The 21,273-nt window shown below is 63.3% G+C and carries 19 protein-coding genes; 3 read left to right on the top strand and 16 right to left on the bottom strand.

Translation table 11 applies throughout. From position 1 onward, the window contains the following. Window positions 1-2: 2 nt before the first annotated feature. The 6 genes from BLS61_RS14780 to bacA form a co-directional block, all read right to left on the bottom strand. Window positions 3-554, bottom strand: coding sequence for a rhomboid family intramembrane serine protease (locus tag BLS61_RS14780; protein ID WP_090432075.1), 552 nt, complete (start codon window positions 552-554; stop codon window positions 3-5). Then, complete coding sequence (locus BLS61_RS14775) at window positions 551-5,791, bottom strand: DNA repair ATPase (RefSeq protein ID WP_090432073.1); 5,241 nt, start codon at window positions 5,789-5,791, stop codon at window positions 551-553. The genes BLS61_RS14780 and BLS61_RS14775 overlap by 4 nt, the downstream gene beginning before the upstream one ends. Before the next feature lie 216 nt (window positions 5,792-6,007). After that, window positions 6,008-8,053, bottom strand: coding sequence for a flotillin family protein (locus tag BLS61_RS14770; RefSeq protein ID WP_090432071.1), 2,046 nt, complete (start codon window positions 8,051-8,053; stop codon window positions 6,008-6,010). Between the two features lie 84 nt (window positions 8,054-8,137). Then, window positions 8,138-8,779, bottom strand: coding sequence for an OB-fold-containig protein (locus BLS61_RS14765; RefSeq protein ID WP_090432069.1), 642 nt, complete (start codon window positions 8,777-8,779; stop codon window positions 8,138-8,140). Between the two features lie 60 nt (window positions 8,780-8,839). Continuing rightward, on the bottom strand, window positions 8,840-9,535 hold the full coding sequence (locus BLS61_RS14760; RefSeq protein WP_090432067.1) for a PspA/IM30 family protein: 696 nt from the start codon (window positions 9,533-9,535) through the stop codon (window positions 8,840-8,842). 14 nt (window positions 9,536-9,549) lie between these two features. Beyond that, window positions 9,550-10,170: a biofilm formation regulator BacA gene (gene bacA / locus BLS61_RS14755; RefSeq protein ID WP_090432065.1), complete on the bottom strand. Its 621-nt coding sequence runs from the start codon at window positions 10,168-10,170 to the stop codon at window positions 9,550-9,552. 286 nt (window positions 10,171-10,456) lie between these two features. Between bacA and BLS61_RS14750 the strand changes: the two genes are divergently transcribed. Further along, window positions 10,457-10,708: a hypothetical protein gene (locus BLS61_RS14750; RefSeq protein ID WP_090432063.1), complete on the top strand. Its 252-nt coding sequence runs from the start codon at window positions 10,457-10,459 to the stop codon at window positions 10,706-10,708. A 58-nt stretch (window positions 10,709-10,766) separates the two neighbouring features. On the opposite strand, the gene thrC is transcribed toward BLS61_RS14750, so the two are convergent. The 4 genes from thrC to xerD form a co-directional block, all read right to left on the bottom strand. Next, the gene (gene thrC / locus BLS61_RS14745; RefSeq protein WP_090432061.1) at window positions 10,767-12,176 is read right to left on the bottom strand and encodes a threonine synthase; all 1,410 of its coding nucleotides are present in this window, start codon (window positions 12,174-12,176) and stop codon (window positions 10,767-10,769) included. Between the two features lie 92 nt (window positions 12,177-12,268). Next, on the bottom strand, window positions 12,269-13,573 hold the full coding sequence (locus BLS61_RS14740; protein ID WP_090432059.1) for a homoserine dehydrogenase: 1,305 nt from the start codon (window positions 13,571-13,573) through the stop codon (window positions 12,269-12,271). A 102-nt stretch (window positions 13,574-13,675) separates the two neighbouring features. After that, a complete protein-coding gene (gene dsbC, locus BLS61_RS14735) occupies window positions 13,676-14,404 on the bottom strand; it encodes a bifunctional protein-disulfide isomerase/oxidoreductase DsbC (RefSeq protein WP_090432057.1) in 729 nt (242 codons plus the stop codon). A 91-nt stretch (window positions 14,405-14,495) separates the two neighbouring features. Beyond that, window positions 14,496-15,392, bottom strand: coding sequence for a site-specific tyrosine recombinase XerD (gene xerD, locus BLS61_RS14730; protein ID WP_090432055.1), 897 nt, complete (start codon window positions 15,390-15,392; stop codon window positions 14,496-14,498). 234 nt (window positions 15,393-15,626) lie between these two features. On the opposite strand from xerD, the gene BLS61_RS14725 reads away from it, so the two are divergent. After that, window positions 15,627-16,307: a cyclic di-GMP-binding domain-containing protein, MshE-related gene (locus BLS61_RS14725; RefSeq protein ID WP_090432053.1), complete on the top strand. Its 681-nt coding sequence runs from the start codon at window positions 15,627-15,629 to the stop codon at window positions 16,305-16,307. Between the two features lie 6 nt (window positions 16,308-16,313). Here the strand turns inward: BLS61_RS14725 and BLS61_RS14720 are convergent, their stop codons facing one another. The 6 genes from BLS61_RS14720 to ffh all read right to left on the bottom strand — a co-directional run bounded on the left by BLS61_RS14720 (window position 16,314) and on the right by ffh (window position 20,306). Then, entirely contained in the window at window positions 16,314-16,727 is a 414-nt protein-coding gene (locus BLS61_RS14720; protein ID WP_090432051.1) for an acyl-CoA thioesterase, read from the bottom strand. An 81-nt stretch (window positions 16,728-16,808) separates the two neighbouring features. Then, window positions 16,809-17,159, bottom strand: a complete 351-nt coding sequence (gene rplS, locus BLS61_RS14715; RefSeq protein ID WP_003246155.1) for a 50S ribosomal protein L19 — start codon at window positions 17,157-17,159, stop codon at window positions 16,809-16,811. A 42-nt stretch (window positions 17,160-17,201) separates the two neighbouring features. Next, window positions 17,202-17,945: a tRNA (guanosine(37)-N1)-methyltransferase TrmD gene (gene trmD, locus BLS61_RS14710; RefSeq protein ID WP_012019459.1), complete on the bottom strand. Its 744-nt coding sequence runs from the start codon at window positions 17,943-17,945 to the stop codon at window positions 17,202-17,204. A gap of 5 nt (window positions 17,946-17,950) precedes the next feature. Continuing rightward, the gene (rimM, locus tag BLS61_RS14705) at window positions 17,951-18,487 is read right to left on the bottom strand and encodes a ribosome maturation factor RimM (RefSeq protein ID WP_090432049.1); all 537 of its coding nucleotides are present in this window, start codon (window positions 18,485-18,487) and stop codon (window positions 17,951-17,953) included. Between the two features lie 9 nt (window positions 18,488-18,496). Continuing rightward, window positions 18,497-18,748 carry a 30S ribosomal protein S16 gene (gene rpsP / locus BLS61_RS14700; protein WP_003246162.1) on the bottom strand — a complete coding sequence of 84 codons (252 nt, stop codon included), beginning with the start codon at window positions 18,746-18,748 and terminating at the stop codon, window positions 18,497-18,499. A 181-nt stretch (window positions 18,749-18,929) separates the two neighbouring features. Further along, on the bottom strand, window positions 18,930-20,306 hold the full coding sequence (gene ffh, locus BLS61_RS14695) for a signal recognition particle protein (protein WP_090432047.1): 1,377 nt from the start codon (window positions 20,304-20,306) through the stop codon (window positions 18,930-18,932). A gap of 159 nt (window positions 20,307-20,465) precedes the next feature. Here ffh and BLS61_RS14690 point away from each other — a divergent pair, with 159 nt between their 5' ends. Further along, on the top strand, window positions 20,466-21,266 hold the full coding sequence (locus BLS61_RS14690) for a cytochrome C assembly family protein (RefSeq protein ID WP_090432045.1): 801 nt from the start codon (window positions 20,466-20,468) through the stop codon (window positions 21,264-21,266). The last annotated feature ends 7 nt before the right edge of the window (window positions 21,267-21,273 follow it).

Here is a 21,273-nt window from a genome sequence, read left to right as displayed (position 1 = left end):
TTTCATCGTTGAGTGCGGCGACGAGTCAGCGCAGCGTACAGCACACCGCAGAAAGCGCCGGCCAGGTGGTATTCGAAGGAAACGCCTGCACGCGGCAGCAGGCCGAAGAACCAGCCGCCGTAGAGGAAGAACACCAGCACCGCCAGCAACAGGTCGAGCAGGCTGCGCTCGAACCAGGCCCGCGCCAGTAGAAGCCCCCAGAAGCCGAACAGCCAGCCGCTGGCACCGACGTGCAGGCCGGTACGCCCGAACAGCCAGACCAGCATCCCGCTACCGATGATGATGAAGGCACTGGCGAAGAAGAAATCGCGGCGCGAGCGCAGCAGCACCAGGCTACCGAGCACCAGCAGGCCGCTGAGGTTGCTGAGCAGATGCGCCCAACTGCCATGCAGCCAGGGCGCAAGGAAAATGCCCGGCAGCGCCTCGATATGCCGGGGCACCAGGCCCCAGCGATTCAAGGCGCCGCCGAGGGCGCCATTGACCAGTTGCACCAGCAGCATCGCGCCGCTGATCACTATCAGCGGGCGCAACTCGACCAGCCAGCCTCGCCTCACGGCGCCTCGTCGTCCGCGGCATCGCTGCGCCGCTCCTGGCCGAGCAGCGTGCCGAGATCACGCAGCTGGGCGGAGATTTCCAGCATGCGGTTGTGCGTGCGCAAATCGATGTCGATCTTCTTGTCCATCGCCCTGATCAGCGGCAGGAAGCTGTTTTCCAGGCTATCGGCCAGGCTTTCGAGCAATTTTTGCGTGCCCGGCTGTGGCGGCGCAACCACCTCCACCTGCGGGCGCAGTTTGCCGAGGTTGTCCAAGCCGGCCAGCAACTGCTCCCAGGGGATGCCCGGCGCCTCGCTGGTCGGCTTGCCGGCAGCGCCCAGGCCGCGCACGCTCTCGACCAGGTCATTGAGCTGCGCCACCACACGCCCGCCAACGTCCGTATCGCTACCGCCCATGGCCTTGTTGCGCATGAAATCGCGCTTGATCTGCGCCCAGCGCTCGGCCTGCTCGGGCGTCATGTTGCCGCGCAATTCGGCGAGCTTGAGCAGGTTCTCCTCGGCGCCAGCGGTGAGCAGCTGCGACTCCCCCTGATAGTGGTCGGCGATCAGTTGCAGCAGCTCGGCATCGTTCATCACCGAGCTGATCTTCTCGGCCATCTTGTTCATGTTGCGGTAGCTGCCCTGCAGCTTGAACGGCGGCTCGGTGCGGTAACTGTCGGCCTGCGCGGCGCTGACGATGTACTGCTGGTTGACCCGGCCGACCACGTCGCGCACCTGCATCAGGCGCTGCAGGGTCGAGGTGATCTCGTTGATCTCGGCGGCGCTGTAGGTATGGCTCAGCTCGTTGGCAGAGAACGGCTTGCCCTCGGCCTTGGCGACGAAGCGATAGACGTCGGCCATGTCGCGGGTGGCCAGCGGCGCCAGCACCGGGTTGGAAGTCAGGCTGTTTTCGATGTAGGACAGCGCGAAGGCTTCCTGCATGCCGCCCAGGGTGTCGCCGAGGTTGTAGATGTCGGCACGGTTGGCGAGCATGTCGGGAATCTTGAACACGTCGCCGGACTCGGTGTACGGGTTGCCGCTCATCACCACGCAGAACTTCTTGCCGCGCATGTCGTAGGTCTTGGTCTTGCCCTTCCACACGCCTTCGATGCGCCGCGTGCCGTCGCACAGCGAGATGAACTTCTGCAGGAACTCGGGGTGCGTGTGCTGGATGTCGTCGACATAGAGCATCACGTTGTTGCCCATCTCCAGCGCCAGGTTGAGCTTTTCCAGCTCCTGGCGCGAGGTGGCGTCCGGCGCCTGCGCAGGGTCCACCGAACGCACCTCGTGACCGAGGGCCGGACCGTTGACCTTCATGAAGATCAGGCCGAGGCGGTGCGCCACGTATTCCATCAGCGTGGTCTTACCGTAGCCGGGCGGCGAGATGAGCATCAACAGGCCCATCAGGTCGGTGCGCTTGTTCTCGCCGGCGGTGCCCATCTGCTTGGCCAGGTTGTCGCCGATGAAGCCCAGGTACACATCGTTGATCAGCTTGTTGCGCACGAAGGAAGACAACGGCCGCGGCTTGAATTCGCTCAGGCGCAGCGCATCGCGCTCGCGGTTGATGACCTCTTGGCGCAGTGCCTGGTAACGCTGCAGCTGCGGTACGAAGTGATCCAGGTGTTGCTGCAGGCGGGCGAAGTAATCGTCGATGGCCAACAGCAGGGTGCCGTCCTGCACACGCGGATGATCGCCGAGCAGGCCGCTGACAGTGAAACGCAGATCGACCTCGGTGAAACGCCGCGGAAATTCCTCATCCAGCAGGCTGACGGCGATCGCCTCGGGCACGTAGTCGGCCAGCTCATTCATGGCGGCGTCCTGCGCGCACAGGCCGTCGAACCAGGTCTGCGCCAGCGACCAGCGCTGCACCGGGCGGCCACGCAGGTTGTCCAGCGCGGTGCGGTAGTCGTCCCAGACATGGCTGGCCTGCATGCGCTGCTGCAGGGTGTCGAGCAGTTGCCGGGCGTACTTGCTGAAGCTGAATTCGACCGGCTTGGCTGCCAGTTCCTCCACCAGATAGGCGGCAGCGGCCTGGCGCTGTGCGGCGTCCACCGGCAACGGATGCTGAGCGAGGAAGCGCTGCATGGCTGCATCGATCTCTTCGCGCAGGCGCTGCACGCCGTCCTCGCTGCCGAACAACTGGCGCAGGTGCAGGCTGCTGCGCGCCCGCTCCGGCCACAGCTCGGCCTCGATGTCCTGCCCCCAGCGGTTCCAGAACAGTGCGGCAAAACCCCGCGCCGCCGGTGCATAACGCAGCAGCCCGGCGCTTTCGCGCAGCGGCAGCAACTGGGCGAGGATCAGTGCCGCGTCATGGTCATGGATGCCCTTTTCAAAGCCATCCTTGTAGCGTGGTGCAGCGAAGTCGCGAATCAGGCGAGTCAGGGTTTCCGGCTGCGCCAGGTGGGTCTTGAGCAGATCGAGGGTGAGGCCTTCACGGCCCGCCACGGCGGCGTCGAGCACCAGGCCGGCGAGGTATTCGGCGCGGTACAGCGAGGGCGATTCGGACTCCAGCGACACCTGCCAGTAATCACGCAGACCTTCCAGGGTCTCGTCGCGCAGCGGTTCGAGGAAATCGGTGCCGGTCAGGTGCAGATAGAGCTGATCACCGCGCGGCATCAGGGTCAGGTCGAGTTCCTGGGTGTTGACGCTGAAGCGGTGGCGCGGGCCGAGCTTGATGACGTTGCCGCCTTCCTCGAACAGCTCGCTCTTGTCGCGCAGGGCACGCACCGCCTGGTCACGTGCAGCCTTCAGGCGCGCCTCGACATCATCGGCCTTGACGCTGTCTTTCAGCTCACGCAGGCGCTCGGCCATCTCGCGCAGCTTGAGGATCAGCGGGTCGGCGGCGAAGAAGGCGTTGAGCTCCTCCATCTGGGTCAGGCGCGCGGTGCGCCGACCGAGGCTGTCGAGGATGCGCTGGGCGGCGTCGAGCACGCCCTGGGCGCGGCGCTGGCGGTCGTCGAGCAGGCTCTGCTTGTGCGACTCGAAGGTTTCCAGCAGCTCTTCACGCTTGCCGAGAATGTCGCTGAGGAACTGCTCGTGGTCACCGAACTGGCTTTCCAGCTCTTCGAGCTGCACCAGCAGACGCGACAGCTGCTCGTCGCACTTCTCCGGGTCCTGGGCCAGCGCCAGGGCGTTGGTGATGCCCTGGCCGAACAGTTTGAACTGGGCGCCGAACTGCGCCACGGTCTCGGCCGAGCCCAGGCCCTTGCGCCTCTGTTCGGCACGCGCCTTGGCCTGGTTGAGGTGGGCATAGACCTCGGAAATCGACTCGACGATGGCTGTGCGCTGAGTGGCGTCGTCGATCTTCAGCGACGCCATCAGGCTCGACAGCATGTCGAGATTGCCGGCCATGGCCTGCATCTCGGACAGCGGCTCGTTGAGCTGGGTGACGCTCTCGGCCTTCTGCGCCAGCGCGTCCAGCTCGCCCAGGCGCTGCACGTAGGGCTGCAGCGCGGCGTCGCTGGCGAGGAAGGTGGAGGTGGCGGTGGCCACGCGCTCCTGTGCTGCGAGTAGCTCGGCCTCCATGGCATCGATGCGCGCCACGTCGATGTAGCGATAGTCGCGGATGGTCAGCAACTGGCCACGCTGGGCGGTGATGGCATTCAGTGCCTCGACGAAGTGCTGCACCTCGTCAAAGCTGTCCACCAGCAGGCCTGAGAGCAGGCTCTTCTGCCGCGTTTCGGCCTCGGCCATGGCGCGCGCCGATTGTTGGCGGATGCTCTCGACCTTCTCGAATTCGTCGAGCACCAGCTCGCCAGTGGCAGCGATCTCGCGCAACAGCGGCGCCAGCTCGGCGCACTGGGCATCATCCAGCCAATGGTAGACGTCGAACAGGCGACGGGTGTTCTGGCACAGCTGGGTGTAGCGCGCCACCGACACTTCGCGGCTGTCGATCTCGCGGCTGAGGTTGAGCAGATCGGACACGCCGCGCACCAGCTCGGCATTGCCGATACGCCCGAAGAAGCCGCTGCGCGCCGGCTGACGGGCAGCATAATCCTCGCTTTCGAACGGTGTCTGCCAGATCTGCATGGGGTGGATGCGCGTCGGCTCGCTGCCCTCGGCGGCGAATATCACCATGCGCCCGTCCTCCAGGCGCGCGTAGCCGTGGCCGAAGATCGGGTTGTGCAGCTGTCGGTTGATCATGTTGTAGGTGAACAGCGCCGAACGGCCTTCTTCCGGGTGGTAGAAGATGTACTGCACGTCCTCGCCATTGGGCGAACGCACCGAGCGCTTGAAGCGCATGCCGCCCATGGGCTGCTCGAAGGTCTTGTACTGCCCGCTCTGCAGGTAGTAGCCGCCGGGGAAGATGATGCCGTGATCCTCCGGCAGCTGCACGCAGGCCAGGCCGATGGCGTCGATGCGCTCGACCTGATTGGTCAGGCTGTTGAACACCAGGTAGCGCCACTGCTCCTCGCGGTAAGGCAGGATCTTCAGCAGGATCAGGCTGCCCAGGCGGGCGTATTCGATCTGCGCGTCGTCCAGCGACTGGGTCTTGTCCACCACCGGCTCGCGGTAGATGCCCAGGCCGTCCTGGGTGTTGTTCTCGACCTTGATGGTGAGGTCACCACCGACGGTTTCGACGAACACCGTGTCGAGAATGTTCATGTGCGGATGGCGGCCGGCGACCACCATCTCGCGGGAGGTCTTCTGCCATTCGAAGTCGAACGGCGCCGGCAGCGCGATATCGCGCTCGCCGCGGTTGTCGATGTAGCGCACTTCGCGCCCATCGACCGAGATCGACCAGCGGAACACGCGGATGTCACTGACCCGCTCACCGATCTGGAAACTCGCCAGCAGCTTGCCGTCGCGAATGGCCAGTTGCAGCAGGCGGGTGTTCTTGTAGTAGGTATACAGCTCGTTGAAGTCGGCAACGAAACTGGCCTGAGCGAGGAAGCTGCCCTCCAGCGGCACCGGCTCGGCCTCATAGCCTTCAGGCCCCTCGACCAGCCGGTAGAGGGAGAACACGTCGGCGACGCTGGTTTCCTTCTTCAGGCCGAGGAACACGTTGTAGCCGAACAGCAGGCACTCGCCGACCTGGACGATATCGCGGGCGATGCAGTTGTTCTCGGTGCGGATGCGTACCCGACCGATGGCTTCCATGGCGCTGCTGCCGAACTCGGCCAGGCGCTGGCCGTTGAGCGTTTCGGTCAACCTGCGCAGGCGCTGGCCCTGCTCCTGCAGGCGCCGCTGCAGCACCTCGTAGGCGCCGCCTTCGGCGACGGCCTTGTCCAATACGTCCTGTGTCTGTGCGTCCGACATCGTGTTCTTCCTGGATAGGCGGCATCGAGCACCCTCGCCCGCTCAGCAGGGCGAGGGCTCTGAAAAAACGCGGGAGGCTCGCGGCTAAAGCCCCTCCCACCGGTAGGGTGGACAACGCTGTTTTTGTCCACCATTGGCGACGTGGACAAGCTGCGCGTCGTCCACCCTACCGACTACCTGCTTGGTGGGCTGAAGCCCACCCTACAGGCTGGGTGCTCAGGCCTGCTCGGGGCCTGCGCTCGGCGCAGCCACCGGCGCGGCAGCTGCTGCCTTGCCAGCCAGCAGACGCGACAGCACGTCCTGCACCACCGGGCTCTTGCCCACCACACCTTCGATGGCCTTGCCCACCGACAGCGACTTGGCGAAGGAGTTGAAGAAGTCGCCCTCGCCGCCGACGATCTCGATCTTCGCCTTGGCCAGCGCGGTGGCCAGCACTTCGGCCTGATCCTTGGCGATGTCCTTGTTGGCGGCGATGGCGGCCATGGCTTCCTCGAAGCTCTTCTCCAGCTGCATGCGGAACTCTTCGTGAGCTCGCGCGTTGTCGCTGAGCGAATCCAGCGCGCCGAACTTCTTGCCCAGACCTTCGGCTTCGGCATTCAGGCGCTCCAGCAGCACCTGCGCTTCGGCCAGGCCCAGGTCCTGGGTGGCCTTGGCCTTGGCCGCGCCGAGTTGTTCTTCACCACGCGCCTGGGCACCGAGCTTCTCTTCCAGCACCTTGGCGTCGGCCAGGCCGTCTTTTTCCTTGGCAGCGGCTTGCGCTTCGATGACACGCGCCTGCGCCAGACCTTTTTCCTGCTCGCCCTTGGCCTCGGCGATCAGGCGCTCGGCCTGCACGCGAGCCTCGGCCAGGCCTTCCTTCTCCTTGGCCGCAGCAGTGACTTCACGCACCTTGGCGTCGGCCAGACCGGGCGCAGCGCGCTCAGCTTCGATCCCTTCGGCCAGCTTCTTCTTGGCCTCGGCGCTCTTGGCCGCTGCTTCCAGCTCGGCCTGGGCCAGGGTGTTGATTTCCACCGCCTTGTGCTTGGAACGGGTCTCGTCGGCTTCGGCCTGCTTGACCTGGCGCACCAGCTCCTGCTCGGCTTCGGCCTGGGCATTGAGCACGGTGACCTGCTTGAGGCGCTCGGCCTCGGAGACTTCACGCACTTCCTTGATGCGCTCTTCTTCCTGTGCCACGGTCTTCTCGACCGCCACACGCTCGCGAATCACCGCCGCGATGTTCTTGCGCTCTTCTTCCAGCGCCTTTTCCTTCTCGATGCGCTGCAGCTCGACTTCACGCTCGCGGGCAACGATTTCCAGTTGCTGGGCACGCACGACCTTTTCCTTCTCGATCGTGACCGCACGCTCGCGGTTCTGCTCCGCCACTTCGACTTCGCGAGAAGCATTCTCCTCACGGATGTCGATCTGTTCCTGGGTCTGGATACGTGCCTGCTCGGCCTTCAGACGCTCTTCTTCCTTGACCTTCAGCGTCTCGGCTTCCTCACGGGCACGGATGGTTTCGATCTCACGCTTCTGGCGCGCCTCGGCATCGGCCTGCTGACGTTCCAGAGCCAGGGTCGCCTCACGGGTTTCGACGTTCTTCTTCTTGATCGCCAGCTCTTCGTTGCGCTCCAGCTCGTTGGTGATGACGTTCTGCGCAGCGGTCAGCTCGGTGATCTTGCGGATACCTTCGGCGTCGAGGATGTTGCTCGGGTCCAGCGAATGCTTGGCCGTCTGCTCCAGGTAGTCGATGGCCACGTCTTCCAGCACGTAGCCGTTGAGGTCGTTGCCGATCACCTCGACGATACGATCACGGAATTCCTGGCGATTCTCGAATAGCTGGACGAAATCGAACTGCTTGCCGACGGTCTTCAGCGCCTCGGAGAACTTGGCGTTGAACAACTCGTTGACCGCCGCGCGGTCTGAGGCACGTTCCACGCCGATGGCCTTGGCCACCTTGAGCACGTCTTCCTGGGTCTCGTTGACGCGCAGATAGAAGGCCACGGTGATGTCGGCACGCATGTTGTCGCGGCAGATCAGGCCGTCCTTGCCACGACGATCCACTTCCAGGGTGATCAGGGAGATCTTCATGAACTCCTTGAGGTGGATCACCGGGTACACCAGGGACCCGGTGAAGTGCACCTTGGGCGTCGAGCTCATGTCGTTGACGATCAGCGCGGTGCCCTGCGGAACCTTGATGTAGAAGGCCTTGAACAGGGCGATCAGGGCGATCACGAAAAGGACGACCAGCCCTGCCCCGACGATGAAGGGAATGACGTTTTCCATTACAGCTGTACTCCTTTGCTAGTTGTGCAGGCAGGTTCGGCATAACCTGCCCGCCCTCTGTTACGTACGGATTGTCGGCAGAGACTATGAGCCTCGAAATTCTTCTTCGGTAATGATGCGGTAGGCGTGTTCGGCCGCCAGGTATTCGAGCAGCACCACACGGTCACCGCGCTTGAAACCCAGCGCCTCGTCGGCGCGCACACGCAGGATCAAACCGGCGCCGCCATCTTCCAGCACTGCCTCGCCATGGCTGGCGGTGACGCGACCGCTGCGCACCACCGCTACCTGCCCCAGCACGGATTTGCTGCTGATCGCCTCGACCTTGTGAAACAGCGGGCGTAGCGGCCGGCAGATCGCTGCGCACAGAGGCGCTGCCACCACGAAGGCGCCAGCGATGACCACCAGCCCCAGCGGGTAGCGCAGAATGCCCAGCGGCAGGTGGCGCAGCAGCCACAGTTCGACGAAGTAGCAGATGAACCAGCCGAAGAAGAACAGCAGCGTCAGCACCAGGGTGACCGGCACGCCGTCGAGCTTGAGCTTGTAGAGCAGGCCGGCAAGGCCTTCGGTCTGGCCGCTGCCGTCCATCATCGAGTCGGCCTCGATGTCGAGCAGATCGACCTCGAGCAGGCCGGCGGCAACCACCAGCCAATAGATGACCGCCACGCACAGCAGGAAGCTGTAGATGGCAGTGGGGAATGACAGCGCTGTATGCAGGAAGAGTTCCATTTTTTCCTTTTCCCTGGGTTAGGGAAACGGGGCGCCAGCGCCCCGTTATCTACGCATCGTTCAGGACTTGGCCTTGTCCTTCAGCCTGGCCAGTACGCTGTCGGCACTGGCGCTGTCGGCCTTGATGCCGGCCTCGCGCAGCTTGGCTTCCAGCGAATCATCCGGCGCGCTGGTGGCGGCCAGTTCGGCCGAGGCCTCCATCTTCGCCGCGCGCTCGGCCTGCTTCTGCTTGATGCGCTCGAGCGACTCGACCGCGGTCTGCAGCTTGGCCTGCGAGCCGCCGTAACGCTGGGCCACGGCCATCTGCGCCTTCTGCACGCTTTCGGTAGCCTTGACCGTGTCCACTTGCTGCTTGAGGCGCTTGATGTTGCCCTCGGCCTGGGTCACGGCCTTGCGCAGTTGCGCCACGCTGGCGGCGAAGCCATCGGCCTGCTCGCGCTCGCTGGCCTGTTCGATTTCCAGATTGGCGATCTTCTCGGCGACTTCCTTGGCCAGGGTCTCGTTGCCAGCTTCCAGCGCCTTGAGCGCGTACTGCTCGTACTCGGCGATGCTCGCCGCGCTCTTGCTTACCTTGTCGCTGGCCAGCTTGTGCTTGGCCATGATCTCGGCCAGCGCTTCCTTGGACTTGCGCAGTTCGGTGTCGGCGTCGCGGATTTCCTGATCGAGGATGCGCAGCGCCTGGCTGTCGACCACCGCCTCGCCCATTTCATTGGCACCGCCACGCAGCGCCGTCAGCAATTTGCTCCAGACATTCATCGTCTTCTCTCCTCTCAGGCGCCGGTCTTGAGAAAGCCTTCGTAGGCTTCGGTGGCCTTGATCACGTTGTCCGCCAGCAGCTCGATCTCGAACACCACGTCGGACAGGCTCGAGTAGGAACTCAGCGCACCGAACATGGTGTAGCAATCACGACCGTCGACCGTCTTCTCCAGGCCGATGGACGACAGCGGGAACAGCTTGTGGGTGCGCAGCACTTCTTCGTTGAAGGCAGCCGCATCGCGCACGTCGCTGGCCGGCCAGAGCAACGCCTCGACGATGATCTGCTCGCCGAACACGGCGACGAACAACGGCAGGTCGCCATATTCGCGCATGGTGATGTGCAGGCTGGCGTCGGCGCCTTGAATCAGCTCGATGCCAGCCTGACCGCTTTGGAACAGCTCCGTTGCCGCCAGCGCGTCGAACAGCGCCTGGGCGGTCCAAACTTGAGGCATGTTCATACCCTCCTCCTTCTCCATCGAAGCCAGCAGTGACTGTGGCTGGCGCAGTTTGCGCTCGAACGCGACCAGAAGCGGCGCATGCTCGGGCAAGATCCAGACTTCCTTCTTCACCAGCCCTTGCTCGCGCAGGCGCTGACGATAAAGACGCTGGTAATGAGCTGATGATTTGCTGTCCATGAATCGCAGACTAGACCCTTACATGTAAGCCGTAAAGTGATTACATGTAACAAATGTGATGCCGTTCGTCAGATCAGCACGCAGGAGTCATCCTCGGCGTACCGGCCGAAGAACAGAGGGAGGGAAGGAGAAAGGCAGAACCAGACTCATCCATGATTCGAGCAAAACGCTTCCATTCGCGAGGTGTCGAATTAAACCGCAGTCATCTGCGTTGCGCACGAAAAAAAGCGCCAACCGGGTCGCAGTTATGACCCCGAACCCGCCAACCCGAGAAACAGGCAGCGCCATGAACGAACTTCCGCCCGCGGTACGCCAGCTGCTGCATGCAGGTCAACGCCAGGCCGCCATCGACCTGCTGAGCGAGTATCTGGCAGCAGACCAGCAGGAGGCCGAACGCCGCATCGATCAGTACCTGGAGAACGATCCACCGGTTCACCTGCGCGGCGCAGGGGTGGTCCGTGCCAGCCGCCTGAACGCGATGATCTGGCTGATCCTGATTATCCTGATGGCGCTACTGGCAATGATCTTCGCCCTCTGAGACCGCCACAAACGAAACCGGCGCCACTTGGGCGCCGGTTTTCATCGGAGCTCAAACCTCAGAGCGGCTTGCCGCGGTTGCCGTGAGCGGCGACGAACTGCTGCACGGCTTTCAGGTCGTTGGTCAGCACCGTGCAGCGCTCCTCGCGCTGGAACAGGTCAGCCAGGTGCGCCGGCAAGGCCGGAGCCGCGTCGATACCCGCCTTCTCCACCGCCTCGGGGAACTTGACCGGGTGCGCAGTGCCCAGCACCACCATGGGCGTGGCCAGGCTGCGGCGGCATTCACGCGCGGCGCGCACGCCGATGGCGGTGTGCGGGTCGAGCAGCTCGCCGCACTCCTGATACACCTCGGTGATGGTCTCGCAGGTCTGTTCGTCGTTCACCGCCAGCGAATCGAACAGCTTGCGCGCCTCGGTCCAGCGGTCTTCCTCGACACTGAAACCGCCGCCCTGCTTGAAGCTGTCCATCAGGCTGGCGATGGCAGCGCCATTGCGGCCATGCAGGTCGAACAGCAGGCGCTCGAAGTTGGACGACACCATGATGTCCATCGACGGCGACAGGGTCGGGTGCAGGGTTTCCTTGACGTACTGATTGCCGCTCATGAAGCGGTGCAGGATGTCGTTGCGGTTGGTGGCGACGATCAGCTGGCTGACCGGCAGGCCCATGTTGCGCGCCAGGTAGCCGGCGAAGATGTCACCGAAGTTGCCGGTCGGCACCGAGAAGGCGATGGAACGCGCCGGCGCACCGAGCTGCAGCGCCGCATGGAAGTAGTAGACGATCTGGGCCATGATTCGCGCCCAGTTGATCGAGTTGACCGCCACCAGGCGGGTGCCCTTGAGGAAGCCCTGGTCGGCGAAGCTGGCCTTGACCATCTCCTGGCAATCGTCGAAGTTGCCTTCGATGGCGATGTTGTGGATGTTGTCGCCGAGGATGGTGGTCATCTGCCGGCGCTGCACCTCGGACACGCGGTTGTGCGGGTGCATGATGAAGATGTCGACGTTGTCGCAGGCCTTGCAGCCTTCGATGGCCGCCGAACCGGTATCGCCGCTGGTGGCGCCCATGATCACCACGCGCTCGCCGCGCTTGGCCAGCACATGGTCGAGCAGACGGCCGAGCAGTTGCAGAGCGAAGTCCTTGAACGCCAGGGTCGGGCCGTGGAACAGCTCCAACACCCATTCGTTGCCGTTGAGCTGACGCAGCGGCGCCACGGCGTTGTGGGCGAACACACCGTAGGTTTCCTCGAGAATCTTCTTGAAGTCGGCGTCAGCGATGGAGCCGGCAACGAACGGGCGCATCACCCGGAAGGCCAGCTCGTGATACGGCAAACCAGCCCAGGAAGCGATCTCCTCGACGGTGAAGCGCGGCAGATTCTCCGGCACGTAGAGGCCGCCGTCGCTGGCCAGGCCAGCCAGCAGCACGTCTTCGAAATTCAGGGCCGGCGCCTGGCCGCGGGTACTGATATAGCGCATTGTTCAAAACCTTCGGTTTTGGCTTCAGGCTCCAGGCCTAAGGCTTCAGGCAAGTTCGCCTGCGGCCTGTAGCCTGCAGCCTGCTGCCCGAGTTAATTGAGCTGTTCGACGCGCAGACGCATGACCGGCGAGGTCACGCCATCCAGCGCTTCCATGGCGGCGATGGCCTCGATGATACGCGCCTCGACCACACGATGGGTGACGAGGATCATCGGTACCAGGCCGTCCTGCTCCTCGGCTTCCTTCTGCATGATCGACTCGATGTTGATGCCGCGCTCGGACAGGATGCTCGCCACCTGCGCCAGCACGCCCGGATGATCCTTGGCCTGGATGCGCAGGTAATAGGCGCTTTCGCACGCCTCGATGGGCAGGATCGGGTGGTCGGACAGCGAGTCCGGCTGGAAGGCCAAGTGCGGCACGCGATTGGTCGGGTCGGTGGTCAGTGCACGCACCACGTCCACCAGGTCGGCCACCACCGCCGATGCGGTCGGCTCCATGCCGGCGCCGGCGCCGTAGTACAGGGTGCTGCCCACGGCATCGCCATTGACCATGACCGCATTCATCACGCCGTTGACGTTGGCGATCAGGCGATCGGCCGGGATCAGCGTCGGGTGCACGCGCAGCTCGATGCCCTTCTCGGTGCGGCGAGCGACGCCCAGGTGCTTGATGCGGTAGCCCAGCGCCTCGGCGTAGTTCACGTCAGCCGTGGTCAGGCGGGTGATGCCCTCGGTGTAGGCCTTGTCGAACTGCAGCGGAATGCCGAAGGCGATGGAGGCGAGGATGGTCAGCTTGTGCGCGGCATCGATGCCCTCGACGTCGAAGGTCGGATCGGCCTCGGCATAACCCAGCGCCTGCGCCTCCTTGAGCACATCCTCGAAGGCACGGCCCTTCTCGCGCATCTCGGTGAGGATGAAGTTGCCGGTGCCGTTGATGATGCCGGCCAGCCAGTTGATGCGGTTGGCCGCCAGGCCCTCGCGAATCGCCTTGATCACCGGGATACCACCAGCCACGGCAGCCTCGAAGGCGACGATCACGCCCTTCTCGCGCGCCTTGGCGAAAATCTCGTTACCGTGCACGGCGATCAGCGCCTTGTTCGCGGTAACCACGTGCTTGCCGTTGTCGATGGCCTGGAGCACCAGATCCTTGGCCAGGCTGTAGCCGCCGATCAGCTCGATGACGATGTCGATCTCGGGGTTGTTGACCAGCTCGAACACATCGCTGGTCATGGCAATGCCGGTGGTGTCGTACTGCGGCTTGGGCGAACGAATGGCGATCTGGGCAATCTCGATGCCACGACCGGCGCGCCGAGTAATCTCCTCGGCATTGCGCTTGAGTACATTCAACGTACCGCCACCGACGGTGCCCAATCCACAGATGCCCACTTTGACCGGCTTCACACTCAATTCCCCATCAGCACTGCACGAAACGGCCGGAGCATGCCCCGGCCGCGGATAAAGAGCCGCACCTTACGAAGCGGCTGTTTGTTAGTCAATCCACACTCAGTCGTTCGACTCCAAAGCAATCCTGGCCAGCTGCGGCGCCGGCTGATAGCCCGGAATCATCTTGCCGTTGGCAAGGACGATGGCCGGCGTGCCGTTAACCCCGATCATCTGACCGAGCTGGTACTGCTTGGCCACCGGATTGTCACAGGTCGCATCGGCCACGCTCTGGCGGGTCTTGGCGCGGTTCATGGCCTCCTGCTGATCCTTGGCGCACCAGACGTTGACCAGCTCCTTGGCTGCTGGGCTGTTCAGCCCCTGGCGCGGGAAGGCGACATAACGCACTTCCACGCCCAGACGGTTGAGCTCGGGCACTTCGCTGTGCAGCTTCTGGCAATAGCCACAGTCGGTGTCGGTGAACACGGTGATATGGGTCTTCGGCGCCTTGGGCGCGAACACCACCATTTCCTTGGCCGGAATGGCATTGATCTGCTTGGCCACCGCGCGGCTTTCTTCGATCTCGGTGAGGTTGACGGCCTTGCCGTCCTTGACCTGGAACAGGTAGCCCTGCAGCAGGAACTGACCATCGGCGCTGGTGTAGAGCTGGCGACCACCTTCCAGTTGCACCTGATAGATACCGGCCAGCGGGCTCTCGGCGATGGCCTCGATCGGCAGATTGGCGTCGAGCGACTTCAGCGACTGGCGAATGGCCTGGTCAGGGTCGGCAGCCAGCGTGACGCTGCTGCCCAGCGCGAGCGCCAGGGCAAAGGAAATACGGGTCAGGGACATGAACACTCCTGTCGAACGACGGACCAGTGAAAATCGCTACAGCCTATCACAGATGGCCACCAGGCAGCCGGCGGGCGACCGGACGGCGCAGTCAGCCGCGCGGATGGTGCCTGGCATGCAGCTCCTGCAACCTGGCTCGAGCGATATGGGTGTAGATCTGTGTGGTGGACAGGTCGCTGTGGCCCAGCAGCATCTGCACCACGCGCAGATCGGCGCCATGGTTGAGCAGATGGGTGGCGAAGGCGTGACGCAGGGTGTGCGGCGACAGGGACTTGCTGATGCCGGCCACTTTCGCCTGATGCTTGATGCGATGCCAGAAGGTCTGGCGGGTCATCTGCTCGCCACGCAGACTGGGAAACAGCACATCGCTGGGTTTGCCGCCGAGCAACAACGGGCGCGCCTCGCGACTGTAACGCTCGATCCAGGCGATGGCCTCCTCACCCAGGGGCACCAGACGCTCCTTGCTGCCCTTGCCGAACACTCGCAGCACGCCCTGGCGCAGGTTGACCTGCTCCAGCGTCAGACCGACCAGTTCGCTGACACGCAACCCGCAGGCGTAGAGCACCTCCAGCATGGCGCGATCACGCAGACCGATGGGGTCGTCCAGATCCGGCGCCTGCAACAGCGCCTCGACATCCGCTTCGGACAACGACTTGGGCAACGGGCGACCGATCTGCGGCAGCTCGACCTGCAAGGTCGGGTCTTCGCCAATCAGCAGTTCACGCAGCAGGAAACGGTAGAAGCCCCGCAGGCCGGAAAGAAAGCGCGCCGTGGAGCGCGCCTGATAACCTTGCTCGAGGCGCCAGGCCAGGTGATCGAGAATGGCATCGCGGCCGATGTGCTGCAGCGCCAGGCCACGCGCATCGAGCCAGGCATTGAAGTGTTCCAGATCGCTGCGGTAGGCCGCCTGTGTGTGAGCTGAGAGCCCCTTTTCCAGCCACAACGCCTCGAGAAAGCGTTCGATAAGGGGATGAGTCAGGGTGGACATCGATTGACCTTCGGTAGCACGAGCGGCAAGTGTTCCACAGCCCGCCACCGACACACCAGCACAGCGCTTGGCCTCGTCGATGTGGGAATGGAAGAAACAGCCCCGCCAGGGCTGTGCAAAAAACACCCCGACTCACAAGTCGGCACCCTGGAAAAACCCTGCCTTTGGTTGGGTGACAGCGACCAGCCACAGGCAGATGATTTCATCATGCCATCACCCCACCGGTAGACCCTCATGTCCCAACATGTAAATTCGCGGCTTGGCCAGATTCTGATCAACAAGGGACTGATTACCGGCGCGCAACTGGACGCAGCCATCAAGGCCCAGCTGACCAGCAAGAAGCGCCTCGGCGAGGTACTGGTCGAGCAGGGCCTGCTGACCCAGAAGCAACTGAGCAAGGCGCTGAAGAAGCAGACCAACCTGCGTCTGGCCGCCACCCTGGTGGCGGCCCTGATGACCCCCTTCCAGATGGCCAGTGCCGATATTCAGCGGCTGCAGGCGCCCAGCACCATCAGCCAGGACGAAACCCCGCACGGCATGCAATCGCTCAGCGACAGCGAAATGAGTTCGGTCAGCGCCCAGGGCCTGGATGACGCCCTGCAGGGCCTGCTGCTGCGCGCGGAAAATGGTGACGGCCTGGGCACGGTCAAGCAGCTGGCCAAGCTGGTGATGCCGGTACTGGACAACCTGGACGCGGAAACCAGCCTGCGCGACGTGCGCTATGACACCGGCAAGCTGCGCTCGACGCTGAACCATGACGGCTCGTTCAACGTCAACCTGCCCAGCTCCATCGGCGAGCTGCGCTTCGACAACATCCGCGTCAAGGACGCGCCGCCCGGCCAGAGCTTCGGCAACCTGAGTCTGCACAATATCGACCTGTCGCAGGCCAGCCTGAAAGTCAGCCTGCGCCCCTGAGATGTCTTATTGAGCGAAGCCCGGCAGCACCGGCACGGGCTTTTGCTGATCATCGACGGCAACGAAGCTGAAACTGCCGCTGATCGCCCGCTCGCGCCCTTCCTGGTACAACCCCTCGACGAAGACCTCGACCTCAACCTTGAGGCTGGTATTGCCGACCTTGATCACCCGCCCGATCAGCTCGACGATCGAGCCGGCCGGTATTGCATGCTTGAAGTCGATGCGGTCGCTGGACACCGTCACCAGCGGCAGGCGGCAGAAGCGCGTTGCGGCGATGAACGACACCTCGTCCATCCAGGCCAGCGCCGTACCGCCGAACAGGGTGTTGTGGTGATTGGTGGTCGGTGGAAACACCGCCTTGGTCACGCGGGTTTCCGACAGCGCGATGCGCCGCTGGATTTCTTGCTCTCTTGGAGTCATGCCACTGCTACTCATGATTACTGGACGCCAGAAACGAAAAAAGCAGCCCGTAGGCTGCTTTTTTCAGAGAAGCGTCCGAACTTAGGACAGCTTTTCCTTGATGCGCGCGGCTTTGCCGGACAGGTCGCGCAGGTAGTACAGCTTGGCCTTGCGCACGTCACCGCGACGCTTGACGCTCAGGCTGTCGACCAGCGGCGAGTAAGTCTGGAAGGTACGCTCGACGCCGACACCGCTGGAGATCTTGCGCACGGTGAAGGCGCTGTTCAGGCCGCGGTTACGCTTGGCGATAACGACGCCTTCGAAGGCCTGCAGACGCTGACGGTCGCCTTCCTTCACTTTCACTTGCACGACAACGGTGTCGCCCGGGGCGAAAGTCGGGATTTCTTTGTTCATCTGCTCGGCTTCGAGCATCTGGATAATCTTGTTGGTCATGCTGCGCTCCTAAGACAAGCCTCCCGGCCTGCCATCGATACGTTAACTATCGTCCCGCTGGCGGATGTATTCCTCCAGCAGCTTCTTCTCTTCTCCAGAAAGCGAGCGGCTATCCAGAAGATCAGCGCGACGTTCCCAGGTCCGACCAAGGGACTGCTGCAAACGCCAGCGCCGGATGTGTTCGTGGTTGCCACTAAGCAACACTTCGGGAACACGTTTATCCGCATACACCTCCGGGCGGGTGTAGTGCGGGCAGTCGAGCAGGCCATCCGTAAAGGAGTCTTCCTCGGCCGAATCGGCATGACCCAATGCACCAGGCAAAAGGCGCGTCACCGCATCGATCAGCACCATGGCCGGCAGCTCACCGCCGGACAGGACGTAGTCGCCAATCGACCATTCCTCATCGACATGCGTCTCGATGAAACGCTCGTCGATGCCTTCATAACGACCGGCGATCAGGATCAGTGCATCTTCCTGCGCCAGCTCGCGGACCGCAGCCTGATTCAGGCGGCGCCCCTGCGGCGACAGGTAGATCACCTTCGCCGTCTCCCCCGCGGCCTGCCTGGCGCTGGCCAGGGCATCCTCGAGAGGCTTGATCTTCATCACCATCCCCGGACCACCGCCGAAGGGGCGGTCATCCACCGTGTGGTGACGATCCGTCGTGTAGTCCCGCGGGTTCCAGCAATTGAGCTTGAGCAGCTCCTGCTTGACCGCGCGACTGGTGATGCCGTACTCGCCGATGGCGGCGAACATCTCCGGAAACAGGGTGATGACTTCTACGCGCATGAGCCTTAGAAATCCGCATCCCAGTCGACCCGCATTTCGCCAGCTGCCAGATCGATCGAGAGCACGCACTGGTCCGTGTAGGGCAGCAGACGCTCGCGATCATCCAGGCTGCCTGCGCATGCCTTGACCACCATCACATCGTTGGCACCGGTCTCGAACAGATGGTCGACCACGCCGAGCAACTGCCCTGCCTGATCGATGACCTTCAAGCCCTGCAACTGGTACCAGTAGAACTCGCCCTCTTCCAGGTCCGGCAGCTCGCTGCGCGGCACGCAGATCTCGAAACCGGCGTAGGTACGCGCAATTTCGCGATCATCCAGACCTTTCAACTTGGCTACCAGCACCTTGCCTTGCAGGCGGCCGCTGGCCAGTTCCACTTTCTTTACCTCACCGTCACGCCTGAGCGTCCAGTTTTGGTAATCGAGCACGTTATCGATGGGGTCGGTAAAGGAATACACCTTCACTTCACCCCTGACGCCGTGCACCGAAACAATCTTACCGAGAACGATCAGATCCTCGGCGACGGCCGGCGTCGTACTCATAGAAGATGCTTAGGCAGCAGCCTTGGCAGCTTCCTTGAGCAGCTGAGCAACACGCTCAGACGGCTGAGCGCCCTGGCCCAGCCAGTAGGTCGCACGCTCTTGGTCGACGGACAGACGCACTTCGCCACCGGCAGCGATCGGGTTGAAGAAACCGATACGCTCAACGAAACGACCATCGCGCGCGTTGCGGCTGTTGGTCACGGTCAGGTGGTAGAAGGGGCGCTTTTTGGAGCCGCCACGAGCAAGACGGATGGTTACCATGTGAACATCGTTCCTGTAGTCGGTGCTAACTTGAGGCACACATTAAAAATGGGCCTAGGCCCGAAAGGCCGCATATTCTAAGAGCTTATGCGGCAGGCTGCAAGCGGCAGGCTGCAGGCAATTGCAATCCAGACCACAGGCACCGCCTAAGGCCTGTCGCCTGCAGCCTGCCGCCACGTTTCTAGAATTTCGGCATGCCGCCGCCGGGGAACATGCCCCCCATGCCGCGCATCATCTTGGCCATGCCGCCCTTGGCGGTGAATTTCTTCATCATCTTCTGCATCTGCTTGTGCTGCTTGATCAAGCGACCAATGTCCTGCACCTGGGTACCGGAACCCAGCGCGATACGGCGCTTGCGCGAGCCACTGATGATGTCCGGGTCGCGGCGCTCGGCCGGCGTCATCGAGTTGATGATCGCCTCCATCTGCTTGAACTGCTTTTCGGCCGCGCCCTGGGCGTTGCCCATCTGCGACAGGTTGACGCCACCGATGGACGGCAGCTTGTCCATCAGGCCGCCGAGGCCGCCCATGTTCTTCATCTGCTGCAGCTGGTCGCGGAAGTCTTCGAGGTCGAAGCCCTTGCCCTTCTTCAGCTTCTTGGTGAGCTTCTCGGCCTTTTCGCGATCGAGGGTCTGCTCGGCCTGCTCGATCAGGCTGAGTACGTCGCCCATGCCGAGGATGCGCGAGGCGATACGATCCGGGTGGAAGGGCTCGAGCGCATCGCTCTTCTCGCCCATACCGATGAACTTGATCGGCTTGCCGGTGATATGACGCACCGACAGCGCGGCACCGCCACGGGCATCACCGTCGACCTTGGTCAGCACCACACCGGTCAGCGGCAGCGCGTCGCTGAACGCCTTGGCGGTGTTGGCGGCATCCTGGCCGGTCATGGCGTCGACCACGAACAGGGTTTCGACCGGCTTGACCGCCGCATGCAGGGCCTGGATCTCGGCCATCATCTCGGCATCGATGGCCAGACGACCGGCGGTATCGAGGATGACCACGTCGATGAACTTCAGCTTGGCTTCGCGGATCGCCGCATTGGCGATGTCCACCGGCTTCTGGCTGGCATCGGAGGGGAAGAAGGTGACGCCGAGGTCGCCGGCCAGGGTTTCCAGCTGCTTGATCGCCGCCGGGCGATAGACGTCGGCCGATACCAGCAGTACCGACTTCTTCTTGCGCTCCTTGAGGAACTTGGCCAGCTTGCCGGCGGTGGTGGTCTTGCCCGCACCCTGCAGGCCGGCCATCAGCACCACGGCCGGCGGCGCGGCATTGAGCGCCAGATCCTCGTTGGCCGCGCCCATCAGCTCTTCCAGCTCGGCGCGGACGATCTTCACGAAGGCCTGGCCCGGCGTCAGGCTCTTGGACACCTCGGTGCCGACGGCACGCTCCTTGACCTTGCCAACGAAGTCCTTGACCACCGGCAGGGCCACGTCAGCCTCGAGCAGGGCCATGCGCACTTCGCGCAGCGTGTCCTTGATGTTGTCTTCGGTCAGCTTGGCCTTGCCCGTGACGTTACGCAGCGTCTGAGACAGGCGATCGGTAAGATTTTCGAACATGCGCGTTCCTTACGAAGAGGGGCGACCCGGCGTGTCGGGTGTGCGACAGGCCGCGGATTATAGCGAAGTCACCGAGCGGCCGACACCGCCGGCAGTCTTTCGTGCTGGCGTCCTTCTGTGCCACACTCAGCGCCTTTCGGGCTCGCCTTACACGGATTTATGCACCCTCTGTTGCCCAGCCTCGCCGCCGCCCTCCTCTATGCCGGCGCCGCCGCTTACCAAGGTCTGCGCCTGACGCAGCGCAGCATCCCCGACAAACGCCTGCTGGCGTCGCTTGGCGCGCTCGCCCTGTGCCTGCATGGCGTCAGCCTGTTTTTCCAGCTGTACGACGTGCACGGTCTCAACCTGGACTTCTTCAATGCCGCCAGCCTGATCGCCTGCGCGGTCATCGGCCTGATTCTCCTGGCCTGCCTGCGCATTCCGGTGGAGAACCTGCTGCTGTTGCTGTTCCCGCTCGGCACGCTGACGGTCCTGGCGGCCGAATTCATGCCCAGCGGCACCATCAACCCGATCAACGAACATCCCGGCATCCTCGCCCATATCCTGCTGTCGATCCTGGCTTACGGCATGCTCACCATTGCCGTGTTCCAGGCGATCCTGCTGCTGCTGCAGGACCATCAGCTCAAGCACAAGCATCCGTCCGGGCTGATTCGCAACTTCCCGCCACTGCAGACCATGGAAAGCCTGCTGTTCGGCTTTCTCTTCGCCGGCTGGCTGCTGCTGTCGCTGTCGCTGCTGTCCGGCGCGCTGTACATCGATGATCTGTTCGCCCAGCATCTGGTGCACAAGACCATCCTTTCCTGCTTCGCCTGGGTGGTGTTCGCCGTGCTGCTGTGGGGGCGCCATCAGCTCGGCTGGCGCGGTCACAAGGCCATTCGCTGGACCCTGGCCGGGTTCTGCCTGCTGATGCTGGCCTACTTCGGCAGCAAGCTGGTGCGCGAATTCATCCTGCACATCTGAGGCAGCC

It is taken from the genome of Ectopseudomonas guguanensis, assembly GCF_900104265.1.
Lineage (GTDB): Bacteria > Pseudomonadota > Gammaproteobacteria > Pseudomonadales > Pseudomonadaceae > Aquipseudomonas > Aquipseudomonas guguanensis.
This window is presented reverse-complemented; position numbering and strand designations above follow the sequence as displayed.

Bases quoted from the DNA above. Each gene is read 5' to 3' on its own strand.
- BLS61_RS14775 (WP_090432073.1), bottom strand. From the start codon at position 5,791: ATGTCGGACGCACAGACACAGGACGTATTGGACAAGGCCGTCGCCGAA.
- BLS61_RS14770 (WP_090432071.1), bottom strand. From the start codon at position 8,053: ATGGAAAACGTCATTCCCTTCATCGTCGGGGCAGGGCTGGTCGTCCTT.
- BLS61_RS14765 (WP_090432069.1), bottom strand. From the start codon at position 8,779: ATGGAACTCTTCCTGCATACAGCGCTGTCATTCCCCACTGCCATCTAC.
- BLS61_RS14760 (WP_090432067.1), bottom strand. From the start codon at position 9,535: ATGAATGTCTGGAGCAAATTGCTGACGGCGCTGCGTGGCGGTGCCAAT.
- bacA (WP_090432065.1), bottom strand. From the start codon at position 10,170: ATGGACAGCAAATCATCAGCTCATTACCAGCGTCTTTATCGTCAGCGC.
- BLS61_RS14750 (WP_090432063.1), top strand. From the start codon at position 10,457: ATGAACGAACTTCCGCCCGCGGTACGCCAGCTGCTGCATGCAGGTCAA.
- thrC (WP_090432061.1), bottom strand. From the start codon at position 12,176: ATGCGCTATATCAGTACCCGCGGCCAGGCGCCGGCCCTGAATTTCGAA.
- dsbC (WP_090432057.1), bottom strand. From the start codon at position 14,404: ATGTCCCTGACCCGTATTTCCTTTGCCCTGGCGCTCGCGCTGGGCAGC.
- xerD (WP_090432055.1), bottom strand. From the start codon at position 15,392: ATGTCCACCCTGACTCATCCCCTTATCGAACGCTTTCTCGAGGCGTTG.
- BLS61_RS14725 (WP_090432053.1), top strand. From the start codon at position 15,627: ATGTCCCAACATGTAAATTCGCGGCTTGGCCAGATTCTGATCAACAAG.
- BLS61_RS14720 (WP_090432051.1), bottom strand. From the start codon at position 16,727: ATGACTCCAAGAGAGCAAGAAATCCAGCGGCGCATCGCGCTGTCGGAA.
- rplS (WP_003246155.1), bottom strand. From the start codon at position 17,159: ATGACCAACAAGATTATCCAGATGCTCGAAGCCGAGCAGATGAACAAA.
- trmD (WP_012019459.1), bottom strand. From the start codon at position 17,945: ATGCGCGTAGAAGTCATCACCCTGTTTCCGGAGATGTTCGCCGCCATC.
- rimM (WP_090432049.1), bottom strand. From the start codon at position 18,487: ATGAGTACGACGCCGGCCGTCGCCGAGGATCTGATCGTTCTCGGTAAG.
- rpsP (WP_003246162.1), bottom strand. From the start codon at position 18,748: ATGGTAACCATCCGTCTTGCTCGTGGCGGCTCCAAAAAGCGCCCCTTC.
- ffh (WP_090432047.1), bottom strand. From the start codon at position 20,306: ATGTTCGAAAATCTTACCGATCGCCTGTCTCAGACGCTGCGTAACGTC.
- BLS61_RS14690 (WP_090432045.1), top strand. From the start codon at position 20,466: ATGCACCCTCTGTTGCCCAGCCTCGCCGCCGCCCTCCTCTATGCCGGC.